This is a genomic window from Citrobacter sp. A316 (assembly GCF_002042945.1).
GTDB lineage: Bacteria > Pseudomonadota > Gammaproteobacteria > Enterobacterales > Enterobacteriaceae > Citrobacter > Citrobacter portucalensis.
The window spans coordinates 173,064-193,254 of record NZ_MVFZ01000003.1 but is presented as its reverse complement, the minus strand read 5'-3'; the positions used below and the strand labels follow the sequence as shown (position 1 = coordinate 193,254).

Sequence of the window (20,191 nt, the reverse complement as noted above, 5' to 3'; positions counted from 1 at the left end):
GCAGCCATGAGCGTAATTGAAACCTCAACCGCGCCGCTCGCGCAACAACAGGCTAACGCACTGCTGAACGTAAAAGATCTGCGCGTGACGTTTGCGACCCCCGACGGCGATGTTACTGCGGTCAACGATTTAAACTTTTCTCTGCGAGCCGGAGAAACGTTGGGTATTGTCGGTGAATCCGGTTCGGGTAAATCGCAAACAGCCTTTGCCCTGATGGGCCTGTTGGCGGCGAATGGTCGTATCGGGGGCTCCGCAACGTTCAACGGGCGTGAAATTCTGAATTTACCGGAACGTGAACTGAACAAACTGCGCGCCGAGCAAATCTCGATGATTTTCCAGGACCCGATGACGTCTCTCAATCCGTACATGCGGGTTGGGGAGCAGTTGATGGAAGTTCTGATGCTGCATAAAGGCATGAGCAAAGCGGAAGCTTTTGAAGAGTCAGTCAGAATGCTGGATGCGGTGAAGATGCCGGAAGCGCGTAAGCGTATGAAAATGTATCCGCATGAATTCTCCGGTGGTATGCGTCAGCGCGTAATGATCGCCATGGCACTGCTGTGCAGGCCCAAATTACTGATAGCCGATGAACCGACCACTGCGCTTGATGTAACGGTACAGGCGCAAATTATGACGCTGCTGAATGAACTGAAAAGCGAATTCAACACCGCGATTATCATGATCACCCATGATCTGGGGGTTGTTGCCGGTATTTGCGATAAAGTCCTGGTGATGTATGCCGGACGTACTATGGAATACGGCAGTGCGCGGGATGTCTTTTATAAGCCCGTTCATCCGTATTCGATTGGTTTGCTAAATGCCGTACCTCGTCTGGATGCAGAAGGGGAAGAGATGCTCACTATACCGGGCAATCCACCGAACCTGCTGCGTCTACCAAAAGGCTGTCCATTCCAGCCGCGTTGCCCGCATGCGATGGAAATCTGTAGCAGTGCTCCGCCACTGGAGGAGTTTAGTCCAGGCCGCCTGCGTGCCTGCTTTAAGCCGGTGGAGGAACTAGTATGAATGCGGTGACCGAACAACGTAAAGTGCTCCTTGAGATTGCCGACCTTAAAGTCCATTTTGATATTAAAGATGGCAAACAGTGGTTCTGGCAACCGACTAAAACCCTGAAGGCGGTTGATGGCGTAACCCTGCGACTGTATGAGGGCGAAACCCTGGGCGTGGTCGGTGAATCAGGCTGCGGAAAATCGACCTTTGCCCGTGCGATTATCGGCCTGGTGAAGGCCACCGATGGAAAGGTTGCCTGGCTGGGTAAAGATTTACTGGGCATGAAACCCGATGAGTGGCGGGAAGTACGCAGCGATATCCAGATGATTTTCCAGGATCCTCTGGCATCGTTAAACCCGCGCATGACCATTGGTGAAATCATTGCCGAACCGCTGCGAACGTATCATCCGAATCTTCCTGGTCAGGAAGTCCGCGACCGTGTGAAGGCGATGATGATGAAGGTTGGACTACTGCCTAACCTGATTAACCGCTACCCACATGAGTTTTCCGGTGGCCAGTGTCAGCGTATTGGTATTGCCCGCGCGCTGATCCTTGAACCGAAATTGATTATCTGCGATGAACCGGTTTCGGCGCTGGATGTATCAATCCAGGCTCAGGTGGTTAATCTGCTGCAACAGCTTCAGCGCGAAATGGGATTATCGTTAATCTTCATTGCTCACGACCTCGCGGTGGTTAAACATATCTCCGACCGTGTGCTGGTTATGTATCTTGGACACGCGGTGGAATTAGGGACCTATGATGAGGTGTACCATAACCCGCTGCATCCTTATACCAAAGCGCTGATGTCTGCAGTGCCGATTCCCGACCCCGATCAGGAAAGGAACAAGGTTATCCAGTTGCTGGAAGGCGAGTTACCGTCCCCGATTAATCCTCCTTCCGGTTGCGTGTTCCGTACGCGCTGCCCGATTGCCGGACCGGAATGCGCAAAAACGCGCCCGGTTCTCGAAGGAAGTTTCCGACACGCAGTTTCCTGCCTGAAAGTAGACCCGCTATAATCCTGAGGGCTGACAAAGGTCAGCCCTTCTTTTTGGTGAGGTATATGTGTCAGGTTTAGTCTCTTCTGTCCGCCGCGCGCTCTATCGTAAATTATTCGATTTAAACACCCGCTCAGGGCGTCGTTTTGAAGGTATGTGCGCGCTGTTCGCTTTGCTCAGCGTTATTGTTATCTTCATTGAATCCGGAGTAGGGACGCAATACCATTTAACCTTCGAGGAATGGCGCGTTTTTGTCTGGCTGGAGATCTTTATCACTCTGGTCTTTACCCTCGAATATCTTCTTCGCTTATGCTGCTGGGCTAATCCCGCTAAATATGTGTTTAGCTTTTGGGGGATTATTGATCTGGCCACTATCCTGCCGCTGTATGTGATGTGGCTTTGGCCTGAAATCAGTCTGAGCTATGTCTTCGCCTGGCGAGCGATGCGCGTCCTGCGCGTGCTGCGTATTCTCAAGCTATTGCGCTTTATGCCTTCTCTGCGCGTGTTCTGGAATGCGTTAAAAAGCGCCCGGCATCAGCTAATGCTGTTCTATTCTTTTATTGCCATCCTGATGGTTGTTTTCGGCGCGATGATGTATCTGATTGAAGGGCCAAAATATGGCTTTACTACACTGAACGCGTCGGTGTATTGGGCAATTGTTACGGTAACCACCGTCGGTTATGGTGATATTACGCCGCACACACCGTTGGGACGGATGGTCGCGTCTGTGCTTATTCTGATTGGTTACTCGGTGATTGCGATACCAACGGGATTGATTACCACACACATGAGCAGTGCGTTTCAGCAGCGTGGACATCAACGAAAATGTCCTCAATGTCAGCAGGCACAGCATGAAAATAGCGCGCAGTTTTGTAACCGCTGCGGAAGTAAACTACCGGGCTAAAAATGAAAAAAGCTGCGAGAGCAGCTTTTTGTTTTGATTATTCGCGCCAGAGAATATGGCAGAGCTTATGATCTTTTTCGCGACATAATAAAACGCGCGCAAAAATATCGTTAATCTCGCCGTCTTCTGTATCTGCCAGACCAATCACCACCTCGGCAAAGAAATCAGGGTTCAGGTCAAAATCAACATGCTCCTGCCAGTCTTCTGCCGGATCGAACAACTCGGCACCGCCACGCTCTTCAAACTGCAAATTGAACAGAATGATGTCGGCTGGATCCAGATTGTCCGCAGCCAGTTCGAGAAAAATGTCGTAAGCCTGCTCAAGCGTTTCGTCTTCGGTCAGGCGATTGTTCAAATCCATATCCATAATGACTACCTGTTTACTGTCTGATGGGCACCTTTTACAGCAACGGACTAAAGAAGTAAAACAGTCGCTCTGCCATCCGCTGCCAGAGTGGTCGTTTTACCCACAAACGGGCATCAAGCAGGCGGGAACGCGAAATATAATCATCCTGTACTGCCGCGAGATCGCCGCCGAATCCGGCATCATCAATGACCAGCGTGATTTCAAAATTGAGCCACAGGCTGCGCATATCCAGGTTAACCGTACCGACCAGGCTCAGCTCGCCATCGACCAGTACGCTCTTGGTGTGCAGTAAGCCACCTTCGAACTGATAAATTTTAACGCCAGCCGCCAACAACTCAGTGAAAAAGGCCCGGCTTGCCCAGCCAACCAGCAGGGAGTCATTTTTACGTGGAAGAATGATACTGACGTCAACCCCACGCTGCGCCGCCGTGCAGATTGCGTGCAACAGATCGTCGCTGGGGACGAAGTAGGGGGTGGTCATAATTAAATATTCACGCGCTGAATAAGCAGCGGTTAGCAGCGCCTGATGAATCAAATCTTCTGGGAAACCAGGACCCGAGGCGATAGTGTGAATGGTGTGGCCGCTGGCCTGCTCAAACGGCATGATATTGACGTCTGGTGGCGGAGGCAAAATGCGCTTTCCGGTCTCAATTTCCCAGTCGCAGGAATAGACAATGCCCATAGCAGTGGCGACAGGACCTTCCATTCTCGCCATTAAATCAACCCATTGCCCGACACCCGCATCCTGTTTGAAGAAACGCGGGTCGACCATGTTCATGCTGCCGGTATAAGCAATGTAGTTATCGATCATGATCATTTTGCGGTGCTGACGCAGGTCCATACGGCGTAAAAATACACGCATCAGGTTCACCTTCAGCGCTTCTACAACCTCGATACCTGCGTTACGCATCATCGCCGCCCAAGGGCTGCGAAAGAACGCCACGCTGCCAGCGGAGTCCAGCATCAGACGACAGTGAATGCCACGTCTCGCGGCAGCCATTAACGACTCGGCTACCTGATCGGCCATACCGCCAGGCTGCCATATGTAGAACACCATTTCGATGTTGTGGCGCGCCAGTTGAATATCACGGATCAGCGCCTGCATCACGTCATCTGAACTGGTGAGCAACTGCAGCTGGTTTCCCTTAACCCCGGCTATTCCCTGGCGGCGCTCGCACAGTTTAAATAACGAAGAGGCGACGCTGCTGTTTTCCTGGGCAAAAATATGCTTGCAGGCCTTGAGGTCGTTCAGCCATTTGGCGGTTGAAGGCCACATTGCCCGGGCGCGTTCGGCACGTCGCTTGCCCAAGTGGAGTTCACCAAAGGACAGATAAGCAATGATCCCTACCAATGGCAGAATATAGATGATCAACAGCCAGGCCATTGCGGAGGGCACTGCGCGTCGTTTCATTAGAATGCGTAATGTTACGCCAGCAATGAGTACCCAGTAACCCAGAATGACCAGCCAACTCACCACGGTGTAGAAGGTTGTCATAAATTTAAAAATCCTTTTGAAAGCGTATTGTTAAGAGTTTACGCATCAGGATTAATCTGGCAAATAAAAACACGGGAAAACCACTGGTCTGCATTCGGTCTGGCGTTATAATGGCCGCTCAGTGACTGAAAGAGTAGTAAACATGAAGCGTAGTAGAACGGAAGTGGGACGCTGGCGGATGCTGCGTCAGGCTAGCCGCCGTAAAGCACGTTGGCTTGAAGGACAATCGCGTCGTAATATGCGTATCCACACTATCAGAAAGTGCATTCTCAACCATCAACGCAACTCGTTGCTGTTTGCGATCCACAGTATCTGATCAAAAAGGGCACCGCTGGCGGTGCCCAATGTCTGCTTTGCGTTCTGTTTTTAAAATACTTTTTTGTACGGTTTTACTGAAACCTGCGCATAAACGCCCGCTGCAACATACGGATCGGCTTCCGCCCACGCCTGTGCCGCCTCCAAAGATTCAAATTCGGCAATCACCGTCGAGCCGGTAAAACCCGCCGCACCGGGATCGTTACTATCGACCGCTGGCATGGGGCCCGCCGTGAGCAAACGACCTTCGTCATGAAGGAGTTGCAGGCGAGCCAGATGAGCAGGGCGCACGGAGAGACGTTTTTCGAGAGAATCTGCGATATCTTGAGCGTAAATAACATACAGCACGGGTAGGGCTCCTTGAACGGTAAAAGTCGTTAATAACGTTATTGGAAAGGCCTAACAACTGCAACGGAAAGATAACTGATATGTTAAGGCCGTACTCGGCAAGCGGTTTTTTATCATAAAATCGCGTTTTAAATGTCAGTTACCGCCACGGGCTTATTGAATATGATTGCTATTTGCATTTAAAATCAGGGCCTGGTTTTTTTACTGAAACGATTATGACTTCAATGACCCTTGATTTACCTCGTCGCTTTCCCTGGCCAACTTTACTATCTGTCGGCATTCATGGTGCCGTAGTGGCTGGTTTGCTGTATACCTCGGTACATCAGGTTATTGAACTGCCTGCGCCAGCGCAGCCGATCTCTGTCACGATGGTCGCGCCTGCCGACCTTGAACCGCCTCAGGCCGTTCAGTCGCCGCCGGAACCCGTTGTCGAGCCTGAACCGGAACCAGAACCGATTCCAGAGCCACCAAAAGAGGCGCCGGTGGTGATTGAAAAACCGAAGCCCAAGCCTAAACCGAAGCCAAAACCGGTGAAAAAGGTGGAAGAGCAGCCGAAACGCGATGTTAAACCAGCAGAACCGCGTCCGACCTCCCCACTGGAAAATACGGCAACTACGCGCACAATGACCAATACCGCGCCGGCAACTACCAGCAAACCGGTGGTCAGTGCGCCATCAGGTCCACGCGCTTTAAGCCGTAATCAGCCTCAGTATCCGGCGCGAGCTCAGGCGCTGCGCATTGAAGGGCGGGTAAAGGTCAAATTTAACGTAACGCCGGATGGTCGGGTTGAAAATGTGGAGATCCTGTCTGCACAGCCTGCCAATATGTTTGAGCGTGAAGTGAAAAACGCGATGCGTAGATGGCGTTATGAGGCAGGTAAACCCGGTTCCGGACTCGTGGTGAATATTGTTTTCAAATTAAACGGCACAACGCAGATCGAGTAAGCATCAGGCCGTCCGGCAATGATCAAGAGTGATGATTGCCGGATAGCATTACTGGCGTGTGCTATCAGGCCAAAGTGGGAATTGGACGCGGTTTCCCGTCTTTATCAACGGCAACGTAGATAAACAGAGCTTCGGTGGCCTTATAGCGCTGCCCAATTGGTTCAGAAGCGACTTTCTTCACCCAAACTTCAATATTGATGCTGATTGAGGTTGTCCCGCGTTTTACACAGCGCGCATAGCAACACACTACATCACCAACGGCGACCGGCCGCAAAAAGCTCATTCCTTCAACCCGCACCGTTACCACACGACCATGTGCGATCTCTTTGGCCTGAATCGCGCCACCTATATCCATTTGTGACATCAGCCAACCGCCAAAAATATCACCGTTCGCGTTGGTATCTGCAGGCATGGCCAGAGTACGTAAAACCAGTTCACCCTGGGGAGTGTTATTCGTTGTTGTCATTGTAGAACCGACTATAGAGAAAGATTACAGGCGCGATGCTACTAGAATTTGTGCGTTGAGAACAGAGGGGATGCGGCGTGCAGAGCAGATGTAAGTCAGGTTGTCAGCACAATGGAACGCGAGGGGATAAAAATTCGCCAGATCCGCAGATCTGGCGAGCATGTATTACGATTTATCTTCTTGCGGCAGATGACGGTAAATATAGACTCCACTCAGCAGCGTAAAGAATAAAGTCAGGGCGGTCAGGCCGAACACTTTGAAGTTGACCCAAATATTCTGCGGTAGCCAAAATGCAATATAGATATTCGCCAGACCACACAGGATGAAAAAGACGGCCCAGGCTAAATTAAGTTTCGACCACACCGGCTGCGGCAGGGTCAGCTCTTTACCTAACATGCGTTGAATCAGCGGCTTTTTCATTACCCACTGGCTAACCAGCAGAGCACCAGCAAACAGCCCGTAAATCACTGTTACTTTCCACTTAATGAATTCATCGTTGTGGAAAAAAATAGTCAGGCCACCAAATACGGCCACCAGGACAAAGGTGATTAACGCCATCTTCTCGACCTTGCGATAGCGAACCCAGCTGTAAATCAACACTACAGCCGTCGCGACAATCAGCGCCGAGGTCGCCGCATAGATGTCATAAAGCTTATAAAAAGCAAAAAAGACAACCAGCGGTAAAAAATCAAGAAACTGCTTCATTCTTCGATTCCGTCATCAAAAGCACCGGGTACAAGCCCGGAATGCGTTCAGGGTTTATTGGCGAATCAGCATGTACAGGCGGAACAAATAGATCAGCAACACGGCGGAGATCATATTGCTCAGCGTATTCGCCAATACCGCGCCTACATTCGGCGTAAGTACTGCAAAACTTGGCGCAAAAAGCAACAGCAGCGTTTTTGCCAGCAACCAACCGATCACTGCCGGCGCAACCAGTCGCATATTCGACCACGCCAGACGCATGCTGTTACGCATCGCGGCAAAGACACCCATTTTGTCCTGTACCAACATCACAGGTGCGAGTGCCAGCAGGATGGCCAGCAGAATACCGGGAACAACAACCAGCATAATACCGATTTGCACCAGCAGAGTAGTCAGAAAAATCAGAATAAACAGCTTCGGCAGAGCTGGCGCACTGGCACCGATGGCGCGTAATGCGCTAACCCGATGACCTGCTGAAATCAGCTGAATCATCAGGATGACCCCCCCGGCGAGGATGGCGTTACCAATCAGACCGGAAAACGTCGACGCCGCGGAAGCGCGTAGCAAAATTTGCTGCTGCTCCGGGGTCATGTTTTGCACCAGATCGAACAACCCCACGCTGCTGGTTAACTGATCGCCTTCACTGAGTTGCGCAATTTGTGCGTCAGTGGGGGAAAAGGCATGCCCTAACACCACTGTGATAAACGCGCACAACAACGATACCAGCAAGATGGTAATGAATTGATTACGGAAAAAGTTTCCCGTGTCACGGTAAACGGACTTCGCCGTGATAGACATGCACTCTCCTTGAGTTTTGCAGGTGTTCATTTGCGGGCAATTGTACCCTGGATAACTCTACAGTGGCAGCATCGCGCGACGTATGGAAAAGCATATCTTTGTAAAGCTGCGGTAATTTTTGACTATGACTTCAGCGTTATGCATGAACGCTGTTTGTTATCTGCGCATCATGCGCAGACATCCAACGCCCATCAGCAATGAGTCGGAGGTACTTGCACATTGAAAATATATCAAAATTGATCTGAATTAATTTAACCAGGATTTTGAATGCAAGTTCTAACTTAATCTGGATCAATAAATGTTAAATTATCAAAGTCAATGTGATCCATGTTAGATCACTTATTACTCCAATGTGGGTATATTCGTTCCGCTTTTATAACCATAACGATGGAGCGGACATGAAAAAATTAACAGTTGCAGCATTGGCTTTAACAACTCTTCTCTCTGGTAACGCATTTGCGCATGAGGCTGGAGAGTTCTTTATTCGTGCAGGTTCAGCCACCGTCAGGCCGACGGAGGGTGCAGGTGGTACGCTGGGCAGCTTAGGTGGCTTTGATGTCAGCAATAACACGCAGTTGGGTCTGACGTTTACCTACATGGCAACCGACAATATTGGTGTTGAATTACTGGCAGCTACGCCGTTCCGCCATAAAATTGGCACTGCTGCAACCGGTGATATTGCCACCGTACATCATTTGCCGCCGACGTTAATGGCGCAGTGGTACTTCGGTGACTCCAGCAGTAAACTGCGTCCGTACGTAGGTGTTGGTGTGAACTACACGACCTTCTTCGATGAAGGCTTTAACGACAACGGTAAAGAAACGGGATTATCGGACCTGAGTCTGAAAGATTCCTGGGGCGCAGCAGGGCAAGTTGGTATGGACTATCTGATTAACCGTGACTGGCTGATTAACATGTCGGTGTGGTACATGGATATCGATACCACCGCAAGCTATAAAATGGGTGGCGTCCAGCAGCGAGACAGCGTACGCCTCGATCCGTGGGTGTTTATGTTCTCTGCGGGTTATCGTTTTTAAGTTCTTCTGCAAAATCCCTGTAAAACTGGTCATCAAATGGCCAGTTTTTCCATTCTTTTCCACACGTGTCATTGTCTTGATCGGCAATTATTTTGCGCCTCTGGCCTGACAAAATTTGTGTGTCGATACCTCGCTATAAGCAGTACTGCGCTAACTTTAATAGCCAGTGTGTTTATCTGGAATATCACTTTTGTTTCTCTTCTCTTATGCATTATTGTTGCGGTTCATTTATTACGCACAAAAAAACCTGAAGATAGTCAGGGGATAATTTATCCAAAATGTTAACTATTGATAAAATTAAAGTAACATATCGTAAAATTTGGATATTTTATTTTTCATGGACGAGGATTTATACATCATGATATAATGTAATGCTAGGTTATTTACCTGTCGACTATGTAAATGAATTTTCGAGGAGATCATTCCAGTGGGACGTAAGTGGGCAAATATTGTTGCTAAAAAAACAGCTAAAGACGGTGCAACGTCTAATGTATATGCAAAATTCGGTGTAGAAATTTATGCAGCTGCTAAACAAGGCGAACCAGACCCAGAATTAAATACATCTTTAAAATTCGTTATTGAACGTGCGAAACAAGCGCAGGTTCCCAAACACGTTATTGATAAAGCCATTGATAAAGCCAAAGGCGGCAGCGATGAAACGTTCGTGCAAGGACGTTATGAAGGCTTTGGTCCCAGTGGCTCACTGATTATCGCTGAAACATTGACTTCAAATGTTAACCGTACGATTGCTAATGTCCGCTCAATTTTTAATAAAAAAGGCGGGAATATCGGGGCGGCTGGTTCTGTCAGCTATATGTTTGACAATACCGGAGTGATTGTATTTGAAGGAACAGATCCTGATCATATTTTTGAAATTTTGCTTAATGCTGAAGTAGATGTTCGTGATGTAACCGAAGAAGAAGGAAACATCGTTATTTATACAGAATCTACAGATCTTCACAAAGGCATTGCAGCTCTAAAAGCAGCAGGGATTACTGAATTCTCTACCACAGAATTAGAGATGATTGCTCAATCAGAAATTGAACTTTCACCAGAAGATTTAGAAGTCTTTGCAGGGCTTGTTGATGCCCTTGAAGATGACGATGATGTTCAAAAAGTATATCATAACGTTGCAAATCTCTAATGATAGATTAAAGGAATCTGTCATTATGGCAGATTTTTTTAACTCATAGAGTTGTTATGAAGAAGAATGTCTGGCCAGATATGTCTATTCTAAAAAAAAGATAAAAACCACTATCTTAAAAAAGAAAATGTAATAATTAAAATCTCTGGCCTTAACTTCTTCGGTACGCGATAAACGTTATACGTCCAATACGCCCCGCGATATCCTGAATCCACTCAGTGCTGCTATGAACAATTGAGATGTTAACTCCATCATTCCAGGTCATCCTGATGCAAGCACAACGTGAGTTCCTCACTCATCGTTGTCCCGACATTATCAGTGATGATTTCATCAGACTTTTTATCAGATTATGTTGTCCGCTTCATGCTCAGGGTAGTCCACCAATTGACAGTCTCAGGCAGTATGGAAACAATGAGTACAAGTACACTGTTATTACAAACTCGGATATTTTCCATCGTCATCAACTAAAAAAATCTGAGATAGATACCAGGTATCATTTTCTTTGGACAATTGATATTCATAAATAGGTGAATAATACTGCCTTGATAATTTTGTCGTTACGAGCGCTATTTTTTCAGTAATCTGAACCGATATGATCTTCTCTTGCTCAGGGTCATGACTAGACTCAGAACCAAAAGCTATAGGTTCGCCCTGAAAACCAGGTTTTGTATATTTTTTCAAAAGCTCATTCCAACCCTTCTGGGCCTGGAGCATAACTTCTTGCTTTCCATCGTTCTGATTTCTCTGGAATGACTGGTCATTCCAATATTTATAATCCCTCTGGAAAGCGGTGACTACCTGTTCCGGAGTATTTGCCAGTATGTCCCCAGCGCTTAAAAATCCAACGCTTAACACAACTAATTTAATCAACAGATGTCTCAACAAGTTCACCCATATTTGGTATGCTTTAAAGCAGTGTCTCGCAAGGGACTTTTTGAAGTCAACTTAATTAATAGCTGCACAACCAGGATGACTGAACTGTATAGATTCCGGGCATGCCTGACAGTGGTTAGCAACCAGGAAACATTCCCCTCGTTCTTCATTTAAAAATTCTGGGGAAAACATCGAGCCTTTCTCCCCTTTGATGTAGTGCTACTCTTTAAGCAAACCAACTTTGAGGGTATTGCTGATGATGTTGACCCGCCATCTGCTACAGCAAAAAATCACACTTCTGGAACCGTTCTCCGAAGATCAAACGGCAGCGTTTGCCGTGAGTGCTGCACGTGAGTTATTGCTTTACATGGATAAAATTGAGGCGCTGGAGAAAATTATTGCGACTCCGGTTACACTACCTTATTGCAGCGCAAGTCCGGTTTGTGAGATTGAGGCGGGCTATGCCGCAGGCGTAAACGACTGCCGCGAGGCCATCCGGCGGGTAGGATATCCTATCGAAGGTGATGATTAGTTTGCGCTTATGTTAACAAATATGTGCTTTTAATGTATAAATCTGTAACCTAAGCGCGCGACTGCGGGCTACATCAACTTACCTGCTTCGGAGTAGCAAACATTCTCTATCAACGTACAACGCTGTTATGCAACAACATAAACGGGTAACCGATTTGGCAATACTGTTAACTATCAGGGTGGACTCGTGAAGATTGTGCAGGATAAGCTCAGAAACAGGCAGGCACTGCTGGTATCAGGGCTCATTACGTTGATATTTACTTCGTTGTTTCTGTTTATTATTTATGAACAGCGAATGGCTGCTGCCAGCGAAGGTGTCAACCGCCTGCAAGCGCGCATGATGGACATTTTTAACGATAACGAGCTGATCGCCGATGCGATTGGTGAGCGTTATCACCATATCAAAACGGGGGAACAATGCGGCGATATTTCACAATTTGTTCTCCGGGATGAGGATGAATGGGGAATTAACGCCGATCCAAAGCGACTGCATTCGGCGACGGGGACAATGGTTGCCCAGCAAACCAGCCACAACGCGCTGTGTATGTATACGGCGGCTGAATTTATTCGCGGTATGGTCAATGAGCTAAACCCGGGCAGCTTCGATGCACATCGTTATATCATCGCCAAAAATTCAGATTATTTTTACTGGTTTATGGCTTCCGATTCACGCAATTTCAGTTTCTCAAATTCTGAAATGGCGCGGGATATCACTCAATTTTTCTACCCGCCCGTCGATTTCTATACCCGATTACTGCAAAAAAACGTCAAAAACAAAGCCCTTAGTTCGACGAATTTTTATACCGATAAAATTACCGGTGAAAAAGCTTACAGCGTGGTGAGTTATATCTACGATCTGTCTGGCAAAGAGATATCAGACCAAATCGTAGCCTATCTGGTCTATGACCATTCAAAGCCCGAATTGCAGGAGGCGTTAGCCCAGGCATTTGACAACCAAATTCCACCGGAGCTGAATGTGGAGTTGGTGAATTTAACAAACCATGAGAGTCTGTGTTTATCCGGCAAATGTACAAGTCAATCCCGCTTTATGGTGCGCAATTTTTCGGAGAAATATGCGCTGCACTATTCGCTATCATTAGGTCGTTTTATGGTACGCGATACTCATGCTGGGATCGTGATTCTGCTGGCGCCGTTCTTTTTCATCATGATCAGTTTCTCACTCAAATCATGGCTGAATGAAAGCGACCTCAAGGTTTATATCGATACTCTGACCGGCTGTTTTAACCGCCGAATACTCGACATTATCAAGCGTCGGGATTTATCACACTGTTCGGTGGTGCTACTGGATTGCAATAAATTCAAGGCCGTCAATGATACCTGGGGCCACGCGGCAGGAGATCGCGCGCTGCAAATTATCGCCAACAGGATGCTGTCAAACACCCGTACCAGCCACGATATTGTGATTCGTACCGGCGGGGATGAATTTATGATCCTGCTGTTTCGATCGCAGGCAACTGACGCCATAGCAATCGCGCAACGTATTAGCGGGCAGGTGACCAGTCATGTGTTTGTGGTGGACGGCCATACAGTGCCATTGTCAGTATCGTGGGGAATTGCAGAGGTGAACGATGAACTGGATGTGGCCATTCAGAATGCGGATAGCGCTATGTATAGAATGAAGCACACGAAAGAAGGGTGAAACCGCCAGCTGTCTCTGGCGGTTGATTTAACTTACTGCTGGGTGGCGGCTTTCATCGCGCTGACAAACGCTTTCAGCTCAGCCAGCATCTGTTCCGGTGCCGCAACATTTTTCTCAATGATTTTCACAATTGCCGAGCCGGAAATTGCACCGGCAGCACCGGCTTCAATAGCACCAGCGACCTGTTCAGGCGCAGAAATACCAAAGCCCTGTAAAGAAGGCGGAGCATCATATTGTTTCAACTTTTCAACCAGATGATGCAGCGGTAATGCCGCACGATTTTCTGCACCGGTCACACCTGCACGTGAAAGCAGATAAGTGTAGCCACGGCCGTAAGAGGCAATCTGGCGTAGCAGTTCTTCATCAGCGTTCGGCGGGCAGATGAAAATCGGTGCGATGTTGTGGCGGAGCGCTGCAGTTCTGAACGGGGCAGACTCCTCAACAGGCACATCGGCTACCAACACAGAATCCACACCCACTTTTTCGCACTGGGCGTAAAACTCGTCAATGCCCTTGCTGAAGACCAGGTTGGCATACATCAGCAACCCAATGGGAATCGTCGGATGCTTCTGGCGAATCAGCGCCAACATTTCAAAGCATTGCGATGGTGTGACGCCAGCGGCAAACGCACGCAAGGTGGCTTCCTGAATGGTTGGGCCATCGGCCAGCGGATCGGAGAACGGAATGCCGAGCTCAAGCGCGTCGGCACCGGCCTCAATCAGCGTATCAATGATTTTCAGTGACTGCTCAACAGACGGATCGCCCAGGGTTACGAAGGGGACAAAAGCACCTTCTTTGCGGTCCTTCAGCTGTGCAAACAGGTTTTCGTAACGTTCCATCAGATTTCCCCTCGCGCTTTCAGAATATCGTGTACGGTGAAAATGTCTTTGTCGCCGCGACCGGAGAGATTAACCACCAGTAACTGCTCTTTTTCCGGATTTTCACGCATCATTTTCAACGCGTGCGCCAGGGCATGGGAGGATTCCAGTGCCGGAATAATTCCTTCGTGCAGACACAGCGTTTTGAAGGCCTCCAGTGCTTCATCATCGGTGATTGAAACATAATCGGCGCGGCCAATGCTGTTCAGGTACGCGTGCTGTGGCCCAACCGATGGGAAGTCCAGCCCTGCAGAAATAGAGTAAGACTCTTCGATCTGTCCTTCTTCGGTCTGCATCATCGGGGACTTCATGCCGAAGTAAATCCCGACACGACCATGTTTCAACGGCGCGCCGTGTTCTCCAGACTCAATCCCGTGACCGCCTGGCTCTACGCCAATCAGACCGACGCTGGTTTCATTAATAAAGTCGGCGAACATACCGATGGCATTAGAACCGCCACCCACGCAAGCGATAACGGCGTCCGGCAGACGACCTTCTTTTTCCAGAATCTGCGCCTTGGTTTCTTCACCGATCATGCGCTGGAACTCACGCACAATGGTCGGGAAGGGGTGCGGGCCAGCCGCCGTACCGAGCATGTAGTGCGCGGTATCGTAGCTGCCAGACCAGTCGCGCAGCGCTTCGTTACAGGCATCTTTCAGGGTGGCGGAACCGCTGTGAACCGGGATGACTTCAGCACCCATCAGACGCATACGGAAAACGTTAGGCGACTGGCGTTCAACGTCTTTCGCACCCATATAAATACGGCATTTCAGACCCAGCAATGCGCTGGCGAGAGCAGATGCAACCCCGTGCTGACCCGCGCCGGTTTCGGCGATAATTTCCGTTTTGCCCATGCGCTTCGCCAGCAACGCCTGACCCAGCACCTGGTTGGTTTTGTGCGCGCCGCCGTGCAGTAAATCTTCACGCTTGAGATACAGCGTTGTGTTGGTGCCTTGAGTAATGTTCTGGCACTTGGTCAGTGCGGTTGGGCGACCCGCATAGTTTTTCAGCAGGTCTGTAAACTGCGCCTGAAATTCAGGATCTTTTTGCGCGCTGACAAAAGCTTCTTCCAGCTGGCGCAGGGCAGGCATCAGAATCTGTGGCACATACATACCGCCAAATTCGCCAAAGTACGGATTGAGTAATGTTGTCATGTCCTTTTCCTTAATATGCGCGCAGCGTCTGAAAGACCGAAGCCAGAAGACGTGCATCTTTGATGCCCGGTTGTGACTCTACGCCAGAATTGAAATCGAGACCGGCACAGCCGGTTTTTGCTGCGTCAACGCAGTTATCTGCGCCAAGTCCGCCTGCCAGTAAAACGTTATCCAGCGATTGTCCGCCTAAAAGTGACCAGTCGAAGCGTTGACCGCTGCCGCCCTGGCCGTTGTCGAAGACGTATTTATCGACATGCTGATAATCACGGGCTGGCAACGTCTCGCTGACGCTGAGCGCCTTCCAGATTTGTACCTGTGTGGGCAGTACCTCGCGCAGGGCGTCAACATAGGCCTGGTCTTCGTTACCGTGCAGTTGCACGGCAGCTAGTCCCAGCTCCGCCGCTGTTGCGCTCACGTCGGTAATATCTGAGTTGCGAAATACCCCGACGTATTGCAGTGGCGCGCCTGTCATGACCTCTCGCGCCTGTGCAACGTTGACCGCGCGCGGCGATGTGGGTACAAAAATCAAGCCGCCGTAAATGGCGCCCGCTTCGTATGCTGCGTTTGCATCCTGAGCCCGGGTTAAACCGCAGACTTTATTCTCGCCGAGCAGTACGCGACGCACGGCGGCGTGCAGATCATCATGCGACATCAGCGCGGAGCCAATCAGAAAACCGTTGGCGAAATGGCTGAGCTCGCGCACCTGACCATAGGTGTTGATCCCGGACTCGCTTATGACGGTCACACCGTGACCCAGTCGCGGTGCCAGTTGACGGGTGCGATTCAGATCAATCGACAGGTCGCGTAAATCACGGTTGTTGATACCAACGACTTTGGCGCCCAGTGCGATAGCACGCTCCAGCTCTTCTTCGTTGCTGACTTCGGTCAGTACGCCCATTTTCAGACTGTGGGCGACGGCAGCGAGTTGGCGATATTGCTCATCATCGAGCACCGACAGCATCAACAAACAGGCGTCCGCCTGGTAGAAACGTGCCAGGTAAATCTGGTAAGGATCGATAATAAAGTCCTTGCACAGAATCGGCTGCGGTGCGATGCGGCTGACGATGGGCAGGAAATCAAAGCTCCCCTGGAAATACTTCTCATCGGTCAGTACAGAGATCGCGGAAGCATAATGTTTATAGACGCCAGCAATTTGTGCCGGGTCGAAGTCATCACGGATCACGCCTTTTGATGGAGATGCCTTTTTGCACTCCAGAATAAAGGCGGTGCGCGCACCTTGCAGCGCATCGTAGAAATCACGTGAGCCAGGCTGAACATCATTTTGAAAGCTGGCCAGCGGTTGTTGCTGTTTGCGGGCTTCTACCCAAATCGCCTTGTCTGCGACAATTTTCGCTAAAACGGTTTGCATCATTTACCCTCTTGCTGCCAGTGCAGTGACGCGGTCATAGGCCGCACCGCTACGCAGTACATTAATCACGGTTTGCGCATTGGCTTTTAAATCTTCTTCACCGTGCAGGCGCATTAACATGGCGACATTCGCGGCAACAGCAGCTTCATGAGCGGCTTCACCTTTACCTTGTAACAAGCGACTAAGAATGTCACGGTTTTCTTCCGGTGTGCCGCCAGCCAGCTGTTCCTGGTGGTAAGGCGTCAGACCAAAGTCTTCTGCCGTCAGTTGATAACTCTTGATTTCCCCATCGTGCAGCTCTGCCACAATGGTCGGTGCATGCAGCGAAACTTCGTCCATGCCACCACTGTGAACCACGGCTGCTCGTTGATATCCCAGCATGCGCAGCGTCTCGGCAATGGGTAGCACCAGTTCCGGGCTGTAAACGCCGATCAGCGCCAGCGGCGGATGCGCCGGGTTAATCAACGGGCCGAGCACGTTAAACAGCGTGCGGGTTTTCAACTGCTGGCGTACTGGCATGGCATGGCGAAAACCGGTGTGATATTTCGGTGCAAACAGGAAGCACACCCCGAGGTCGTCTAGCGCCTGACGGGATTTATCAGCGTTCATATCCAGGTTGATGCCAAATGCCGCTAACAGATCCGAAGAACCAGACTTGCTGGAGACGCTGCGGTTGCCATGTTTGGCAACTTTCAGTCCGCAAGCTGCCGCAACAAAGGCGCTGGCGGTAGAAATATTGATGCTGTTGCTACCGTCGCCGCCGGTACCGACAATATCGGCGAACAGATAATCAGGACGCGGGAACGGCGCGGCATTTTCCAGCAGCGCGGTTGCTGCACCGGCAATCTCATTCGGGTGTTCGCCACGAATTTTCATGCTCACCAGCGCCGCAGCCAGTTGTTCCGGCTTCAGTTCACCGCGTACCACGGCAGAGAACAGCTGGTGGCTTTCCTGCTGGGACAGCGTCTGTGCCTGATACAGTTTCTCCAGAATGGGTTGCAGCGTATTGGTTTGTTCAAGCTTCTGTTGCGCCCAGGCCAGCGTTTGTTCCAGCAAACGCGCGCCCTGAGTGGTCAGAATTGACTCCGGATGGAACTGGAAGCCGCAGACGCGGTCGGTATCGTGACGCACCGCCATCACCATGCCGTTAAAGTGGGCGTTAATGGTCAATCCAGCAGGAACGTTGCTGCCAACCAGCGAATGATAGCGTGCCACCGGCAGCGGATTCGCCAGACCAGCAAACATCGCCTGACCGTCGTGTTCAATGCTGGACGCTTTGCCGTGCAGGATTTCTCCAGCCTGGCCCACATATCCGCCGTAGGCCTCAACAATGGCCTGGTGTCCCAGACAAATACCGATGATCGGCAGCTTGCCGCGCAGGCGGGTTAACAGCTCCGGCATGCAACCTGCTTCGCTTGGCGCACCAGGGCCTGGAGAGAGCATCAGCACCGGATTTTTCATTGTTGCTAAGCGGTCAATCAACGTCTGGGCCGGAATATGGTTGCGGTAAATCACCACGTTGTGACCATTAGTACGCAGCTGATCCGCCAGGTTATAGGTAAAAGAGTCGATATTATCGAGCAGCAGAATGTCAGCCATTAGAAGGTCTCCTGTGCGTGGTGCGCGGTGGCGATAGCACGCAGAACCGCGCGCGCTTTATTACGGGTTTCATCGGCTTCAGACTGCGGTACAGAATCCAGAACAATCCCGGCACCGGCTTGTACGGTGGCAATACCGTCTTCCACGAGGGCGGAGCGAATGACAATGCAGGTATCCAGATCGCCATGCGCCGTGAAGTAACCTACCGCGCCGCCGTAGCTGCCACGGCGACGACCTTCTGCCTCGGCGATAAGCTGCATAGCGCGAACTTTTGGCGCTCCGCTTAATGTGCCCATATTCATACAGGCGCGGTAAGCGTGCAGTACATCCAGATCGCTACGCAGTTCGCCGACCACGCGCGAAACCAGGTGCATAACGAAGGAGTAACGATCGACTTTGGTGAGGTCAGCAACATAGCGGCTGCCAGGCGTACAGATGCGCGCCAGGTCGTTACGCGCAAGGTCAACCAGCATCAGGTGCTCAGAAAGCTCTTTATGGTCGGTACGCATCTCTAGCTCGATACGGCTGTCGAGGTCGCGATCAAGCGAACCGTCCGCACGACGACCACGCGGGCGAGTGCCGGCAATCGGGTAGATCTCAATCTGGCGGCTGGTGGCATCGTATTTCAACGAGCTTTCCGGGGAGGCGCCAAACAGCGTGAAATCGTTGTCTTGCATGAAAAACATGTATGGGCTGGGGTTACTTTTCTTCAGCACATAGTAGGCCGCCAGCGGAGATGGGCAGGGCAGCGAGAAACGGCGGGATGGCACCACCTGGAAAATTTCGCCCGCGCGAATCGCCTTTTGCATGCCACGTACTACGGCGCCAAACTCTTCATCACTCTGATTGCACTCGCAGCGCATCTGTGGGACTTCAGTGACCGGCAACGGCGGCGCAGGCTCGGTAAGCTGCTGGCTCAACTGCGCCAGACGAACGTTAAGACGCTGTTTTTCAGCATCATTAGGGGTAAAAATACTGGCCTGAATACGGGTGCTTTTTTTCTGGTGGTCGATAACCATCAGCGTTTCTGCCAGATAGAAGCAGTAGTCAGGGCAACGGTTGCCCGCTTCAAGCTGAGGTAAATCTTCAAAACCGGCAACCAGGTCGTAGGAAAAAAGACCGCCGAAGAACATCGCTTCACGTTCTTGCACAGGAACATTCACCAGCTCCTGCAGTAAGCGAAAAGCGTCAAATACGGAAAGAGAACATAAGCGGGCGTCTTCATCCAGCAATGGGCTGACGGCGGGGAATCGCAGATGACGACCATTCGGCTGTTTTTCATTCTCAACGCCAGCGGGCAGGGCAGCATCCAGCAAGGGCAGCAGCGATGCGCCGTTAGCGGATAACGCCTGAATAGTGACAGTGTCACCGAGAGCGGTGATGCGCAATGCACTGTCGACCAGTAGCAGGCTCTTCAGATCGTCTTTGCTGTCGATATCTGCAGATTCCAGCAGCAACGTTGCCGGACGTGCGCCACACACCTGATGAAACAGCGCCGTCGGATTCTCACGGTAGGCGGCATCGCAGGCAAGCAGTTCGAGTATCGGTTTTTGTGTTTGCATCGTTATTCTCATTAATTTTGTTCAAAAAAAAGCCCGCTCATT

21 protein-coding genes, 1 pseudogene and 1 other annotated feature (1 of these 23 running past the window's edge) are annotated in these 20,191 nt (G+C 50.3%); of the genes and pseudogenes, 9 read left to right on the top strand and 13 right to left on the bottom strand.

All coding sequences use genetic code 11. From position 1 onward, the window contains the following. Nucleotides 1-6: 6 nt before the first annotated feature. From oppD to BZK41_RS04985, 3 genes are read left to right on the top strand one after another with little or no spacing between them, the layout of a single operon-like run. Nucleotides 7-1,020 (top strand): murein tripeptide/oligopeptide ABC transporter ATP-binding protein OppD, encoded by a 1,014-nt coding sequence (gene oppD, locus BZK41_RS04995; RefSeq protein ID WP_003833364.1) that lies wholly within the window; start codon nucleotides 7-9, stop codon nucleotides 1,018-1,020. Beyond that, entirely contained in the window at nucleotides 1,017-2,021 is a 1,005-nt protein-coding gene (gene oppF, locus BZK41_RS04990; RefSeq protein ID WP_003833363.1) for a murein tripeptide/oligopeptide ABC transporter ATP-binding protein OppF, read from the top strand. The genes oppD and oppF overlap by 4 nt, the downstream gene beginning before the upstream one ends. A gap of 46 nt (nucleotides 2,022-2,067) precedes the next feature. Next, complete coding sequence (locus BZK41_RS04985) at nucleotides 2,068-2,904, top strand: ion transporter (protein WP_079937393.1); 837 nt, start codon at nucleotides 2,068-2,070, stop codon at nucleotides 2,902-2,904. Between the two features lie 37 nt (nucleotides 2,905-2,941). Here the strand turns inward: BZK41_RS04985 and BZK41_RS04980 are convergent, their stop codons facing one another. Together BZK41_RS04980 and cls are read right to left on the bottom strand one after the other, a co-directional pair. Beyond that, on the bottom strand, nucleotides 2,942-3,271 hold the full coding sequence (locus tag BZK41_RS04980) for an HI1450 family dsDNA-mimic protein (RefSeq protein WP_003020691.1): 330 nt from the start codon (nucleotides 3,269-3,271) through the stop codon (nucleotides 2,942-2,944). A 34-nt stretch (nucleotides 3,272-3,305) separates the two neighbouring features. Next, entirely contained in the window at nucleotides 3,306-4,766 is a 1,461-nt protein-coding gene (gene cls, locus BZK41_RS04975) for a cardiolipin synthase (RefSeq protein ID WP_079937392.1), read from the bottom strand. Nucleotides 4,767-4,908: 142 nt separating this feature from the next. On the opposite strand from cls, the gene BZK41_RS26845 reads away from it, so the two are divergent. Then, complete coding sequence (locus BZK41_RS26845) at nucleotides 4,909-5,082, top strand: YciY family protein (RefSeq protein ID WP_003020684.1); 174 nt, start codon at nucleotides 4,909-4,911, stop codon at nucleotides 5,080-5,082. Between the two features lie 50 nt (nucleotides 5,083-5,132). On the opposite strand, the gene BZK41_RS04970 is transcribed toward BZK41_RS26845, so the two are convergent. After that, nucleotides 5,133-5,429 (bottom strand): YciI family protein, encoded by a 297-nt coding sequence (locus BZK41_RS04970; protein ID WP_003020675.1) that lies wholly within the window; start codon nucleotides 5,427-5,429, stop codon nucleotides 5,133-5,135. Nucleotides 5,430-5,644: 215 nt separating this feature from the next. Here BZK41_RS04970 and tonB point away from each other — a divergent pair, with 215 nt between their 5' ends. After that, nucleotides 5,645-6,373 carry a TonB system transport protein TonB gene (gene tonB, locus BZK41_RS04965; protein WP_172313086.1) on the top strand — a complete coding sequence of 243 codons (729 nt, stop codon included), beginning with the start codon at nucleotides 5,645-5,647 and terminating at the stop codon, nucleotides 6,371-6,373. A gap of 64 nt (nucleotides 6,374-6,437) precedes the next feature. Here the strand turns inward: tonB and yciA are convergent, their stop codons facing one another. The 4 genes and pseudogenes from yciA to BZK41_RS27465 all read right to left on the bottom strand — a co-directional run. Continuing rightward, nucleotides 6,438-6,839, bottom strand: coding sequence for an acyl-CoA thioester hydrolase YciA (gene yciA / locus BZK41_RS04960; protein WP_003020670.1), 402 nt, complete (start codon nucleotides 6,837-6,839; stop codon nucleotides 6,438-6,440). Nucleotides 6,840-7,004: 165 nt separating this feature from the next. Then, nucleotides 7,005-7,544, bottom strand: a complete 540-nt coding sequence (locus BZK41_RS04955; RefSeq protein ID WP_003020667.1) for a septation protein A — start codon at nucleotides 7,542-7,544, stop codon at nucleotides 7,005-7,007. 54 nt (nucleotides 7,545-7,598) lie between these two features. Next, complete coding sequence (locus BZK41_RS04950) at nucleotides 7,599-8,342, bottom strand: YciC family protein (protein WP_079937391.1); 744 nt, start codon at nucleotides 8,340-8,342, stop codon at nucleotides 7,599-7,601. 28 nt (nucleotides 8,343-8,370) lie between these two features. After that, nucleotides 8,371-8,457, bottom strand: a pseudogene (locus BZK41_RS27465) (YkgJ family cysteine cluster protein); the annotation flags it as partial. A gap of 283 nt (nucleotides 8,458-8,740) precedes the next feature. Here BZK41_RS27465 and ompW point away from each other — a divergent pair. Then, nucleotides 8,741-9,379 carry an outer membrane protein OmpW gene (gene ompW, locus BZK41_RS04945; RefSeq protein WP_003833354.1) on the top strand — a complete coding sequence of 213 codons (639 nt, stop codon included), beginning with the start codon at nucleotides 8,741-8,743 and terminating at the stop codon, nucleotides 9,377-9,379. A 427-nt stretch (nucleotides 9,380-9,806) separates the two neighbouring features. Next, a complete protein-coding gene (locus BZK41_RS04940; RefSeq protein ID WP_003020658.1) occupies nucleotides 9,807-10,523 on the top strand; it encodes a YebC/PmpR family DNA-binding transcriptional regulator in 717 nt (238 codons plus the stop codon). Nucleotides 10,524-10,955: 432 nt separating this feature from the next. On the opposite strand, the gene BZK41_RS04935 is transcribed toward BZK41_RS04940, so the two are convergent. Then, complete coding sequence (locus BZK41_RS04935) at nucleotides 10,956-11,393, bottom strand: hypothetical protein (RefSeq protein ID WP_253193745.1); 438 nt, start codon at nucleotides 11,391-11,393, stop codon at nucleotides 10,956-10,958. A gap of 259 nt (nucleotides 11,394-11,652) precedes the next feature. Here BZK41_RS04935 and BZK41_RS04930 point away from each other — a divergent pair, with 259 nt between their 5' ends. Both BZK41_RS04930 and BZK41_RS04925 read left to right on the top strand, forming a co-directional pair. Beyond that, entirely contained in the window at nucleotides 11,653-11,928 is a 276-nt protein-coding gene (locus BZK41_RS04930; protein WP_079937389.1) for a hypothetical protein, read from the top strand. Nucleotides 11,929-12,114: 186 nt separating this feature from the next. Then, on the top strand, nucleotides 12,115-13,587 hold the full coding sequence (locus tag BZK41_RS04925; protein ID WP_079937388.1) for a GGDEF domain-containing protein: 1,473 nt from the start codon (nucleotides 12,115-12,117) through the stop codon (nucleotides 13,585-13,587). Nucleotides 13,588-13,619: 32 nt separating this feature from the next. On the opposite strand, the gene trpA is transcribed toward BZK41_RS04925, so the two are convergent. The 5 genes from trpA to BZK41_RS04900 are packed head-to-tail and all read right to left on the bottom strand — an operon-like array spanning nucleotide 13,620 to nucleotide 20,149. After that, on the bottom strand, nucleotides 13,620-14,426 hold the full coding sequence (trpA, locus tag BZK41_RS04920) for a tryptophan synthase subunit alpha (RefSeq protein WP_079937387.1): 807 nt from the start codon (nucleotides 14,424-14,426) through the stop codon (nucleotides 13,620-13,622). Further along, a complete protein-coding gene (gene trpB, locus BZK41_RS04915) occupies nucleotides 14,426-15,619 on the bottom strand; it encodes a tryptophan synthase subunit beta (RefSeq protein ID WP_003020645.1) in 1,194 nt (397 codons plus the stop codon). The genes trpA and trpB overlap by 1 nt, the downstream gene beginning before the upstream one ends. A 10-nt stretch (nucleotides 15,620-15,629) precedes the next feature. Further along, a complete protein-coding gene (gene trpCF / locus BZK41_RS04910) occupies nucleotides 15,630-16,988 on the bottom strand; it encodes a bifunctional indole-3-glycerol-phosphate synthase TrpC/phosphoribosylanthranilate isomerase TrpF (RefSeq protein WP_079937523.1) in 1,359 nt (452 codons plus the stop codon). Between the two features lie 3 nt (nucleotides 16,989-16,991). Continuing rightward, nucleotides 16,992-18,587: a bifunctional anthranilate synthase glutamate amidotransferase component TrpG/anthranilate phosphoribosyltransferase TrpD gene (gene trpD, locus BZK41_RS04905; RefSeq protein ID WP_079937386.1), complete on the bottom strand. Its 1,596-nt coding sequence runs from the start codon at nucleotides 18,585-18,587 to the stop codon at nucleotides 16,992-16,994. After that, a complete protein-coding gene (locus BZK41_RS04900) occupies nucleotides 18,587-20,149 on the bottom strand; it encodes an anthranilate synthase component 1 (RefSeq protein ID WP_079937385.1) in 1,563 nt (520 codons plus the stop codon). Before BZK41_RS04900 ends, trpD begins: the two co-directional genes overlap by 1 nt. A 23-nt stretch (nucleotides 20,150-20,172) precedes the next feature. Then, nucleotides 20,173-20,191 (bottom strand) — a sequence feature (Trp leader region); it runs 76 nt beyond the window's last position.

Coding starts and splice junctions, on each gene's coding strand:
- oppD (WP_003833364.1), top strand. CDS start 7: ATGAGCGTAATTGAAACCTCAACCGCGCCGCTCGCGCAACAACAGGCT.
- oppF (WP_003833363.1), top strand. CDS start 1,017: ATGAATGCGGTGACCGAACAACGTAAAGTGCTCCTTGAGATTGCCGAC.
- BZK41_RS04980 (WP_003020691.1), bottom strand. CDS start 3,271: ATGGATATGGATTTGAACAATCGCCTGACCGAAGACGAAACGCTTGAG.
- cls (WP_079937392.1), bottom strand. CDS start 4,766: ATGACAACCTTCTACACCGTGGTGAGTTGGCTGGTCATTCTGGGTTAC.
- BZK41_RS26845 (WP_003020684.1), top strand. CDS start 4,909: ATGAAGCGTAGTAGAACGGAAGTGGGACGCTGGCGGATGCTGCGTCAG.
- tonB (WP_172313086.1), top strand. CDS start 5,645: ATGACTTCAATGACCCTTGATTTACCTCGTCGCTTTCCCTGGCCAACT.
- yciA (WP_003020670.1), bottom strand. CDS start 6,839: ATGACAACAACGAATAACACTCCCCAGGGTGAACTGGTTTTACGTACT.
- BZK41_RS04955 (WP_003020667.1), bottom strand. CDS start 7,544: ATGAAGCAGTTTCTTGATTTTTTACCGCTGGTTGTCTTTTTTGCTTTT.
- BZK41_RS04950 (WP_079937391.1), bottom strand. CDS start 8,342: ATGTCTATCACGGCGAAGTCCGTTTACCGTGACACGGGAAACTTTTTC.
- ompW (WP_003833354.1), top strand. CDS start 8,741: ATGAAAAAATTAACAGTTGCAGCATTGGCTTTAACAACTCTTCTCTCT.
- BZK41_RS04930 (WP_079937389.1), top strand. CDS start 11,653: ATGATGTTGACCCGCCATCTGCTACAGCAAAAAATCACACTTCTGGAA.
- trpA (WP_079937387.1), bottom strand. CDS start 14,426: ATGGAACGTTACGAAAACCTGTTTGCACAGCTGAAGGACCGCAAAGAA.
- trpB (WP_003020645.1), bottom strand. CDS start 15,619: ATGACAACATTACTCAATCCGTACTTTGGCGAATTTGGCGGTATGTAT.
- trpCF (WP_079937523.1), bottom strand. CDS start 16,988: ATGCAAACCGTTTTAGCGAAAATTGTCGCAGACAAGGCGATTTGGGTA.
- trpD (WP_079937386.1), bottom strand. CDS start 18,587: ATGGCTGACATTCTGCTGCTCGATAATATCGACTCTTTTACCTATAAC.
- BZK41_RS04900 (WP_079937385.1), bottom strand. CDS start 20,149: ATGCAAACACAAAAACCGATACTCGAACTGCTTGCCTGCGATGCCGCC.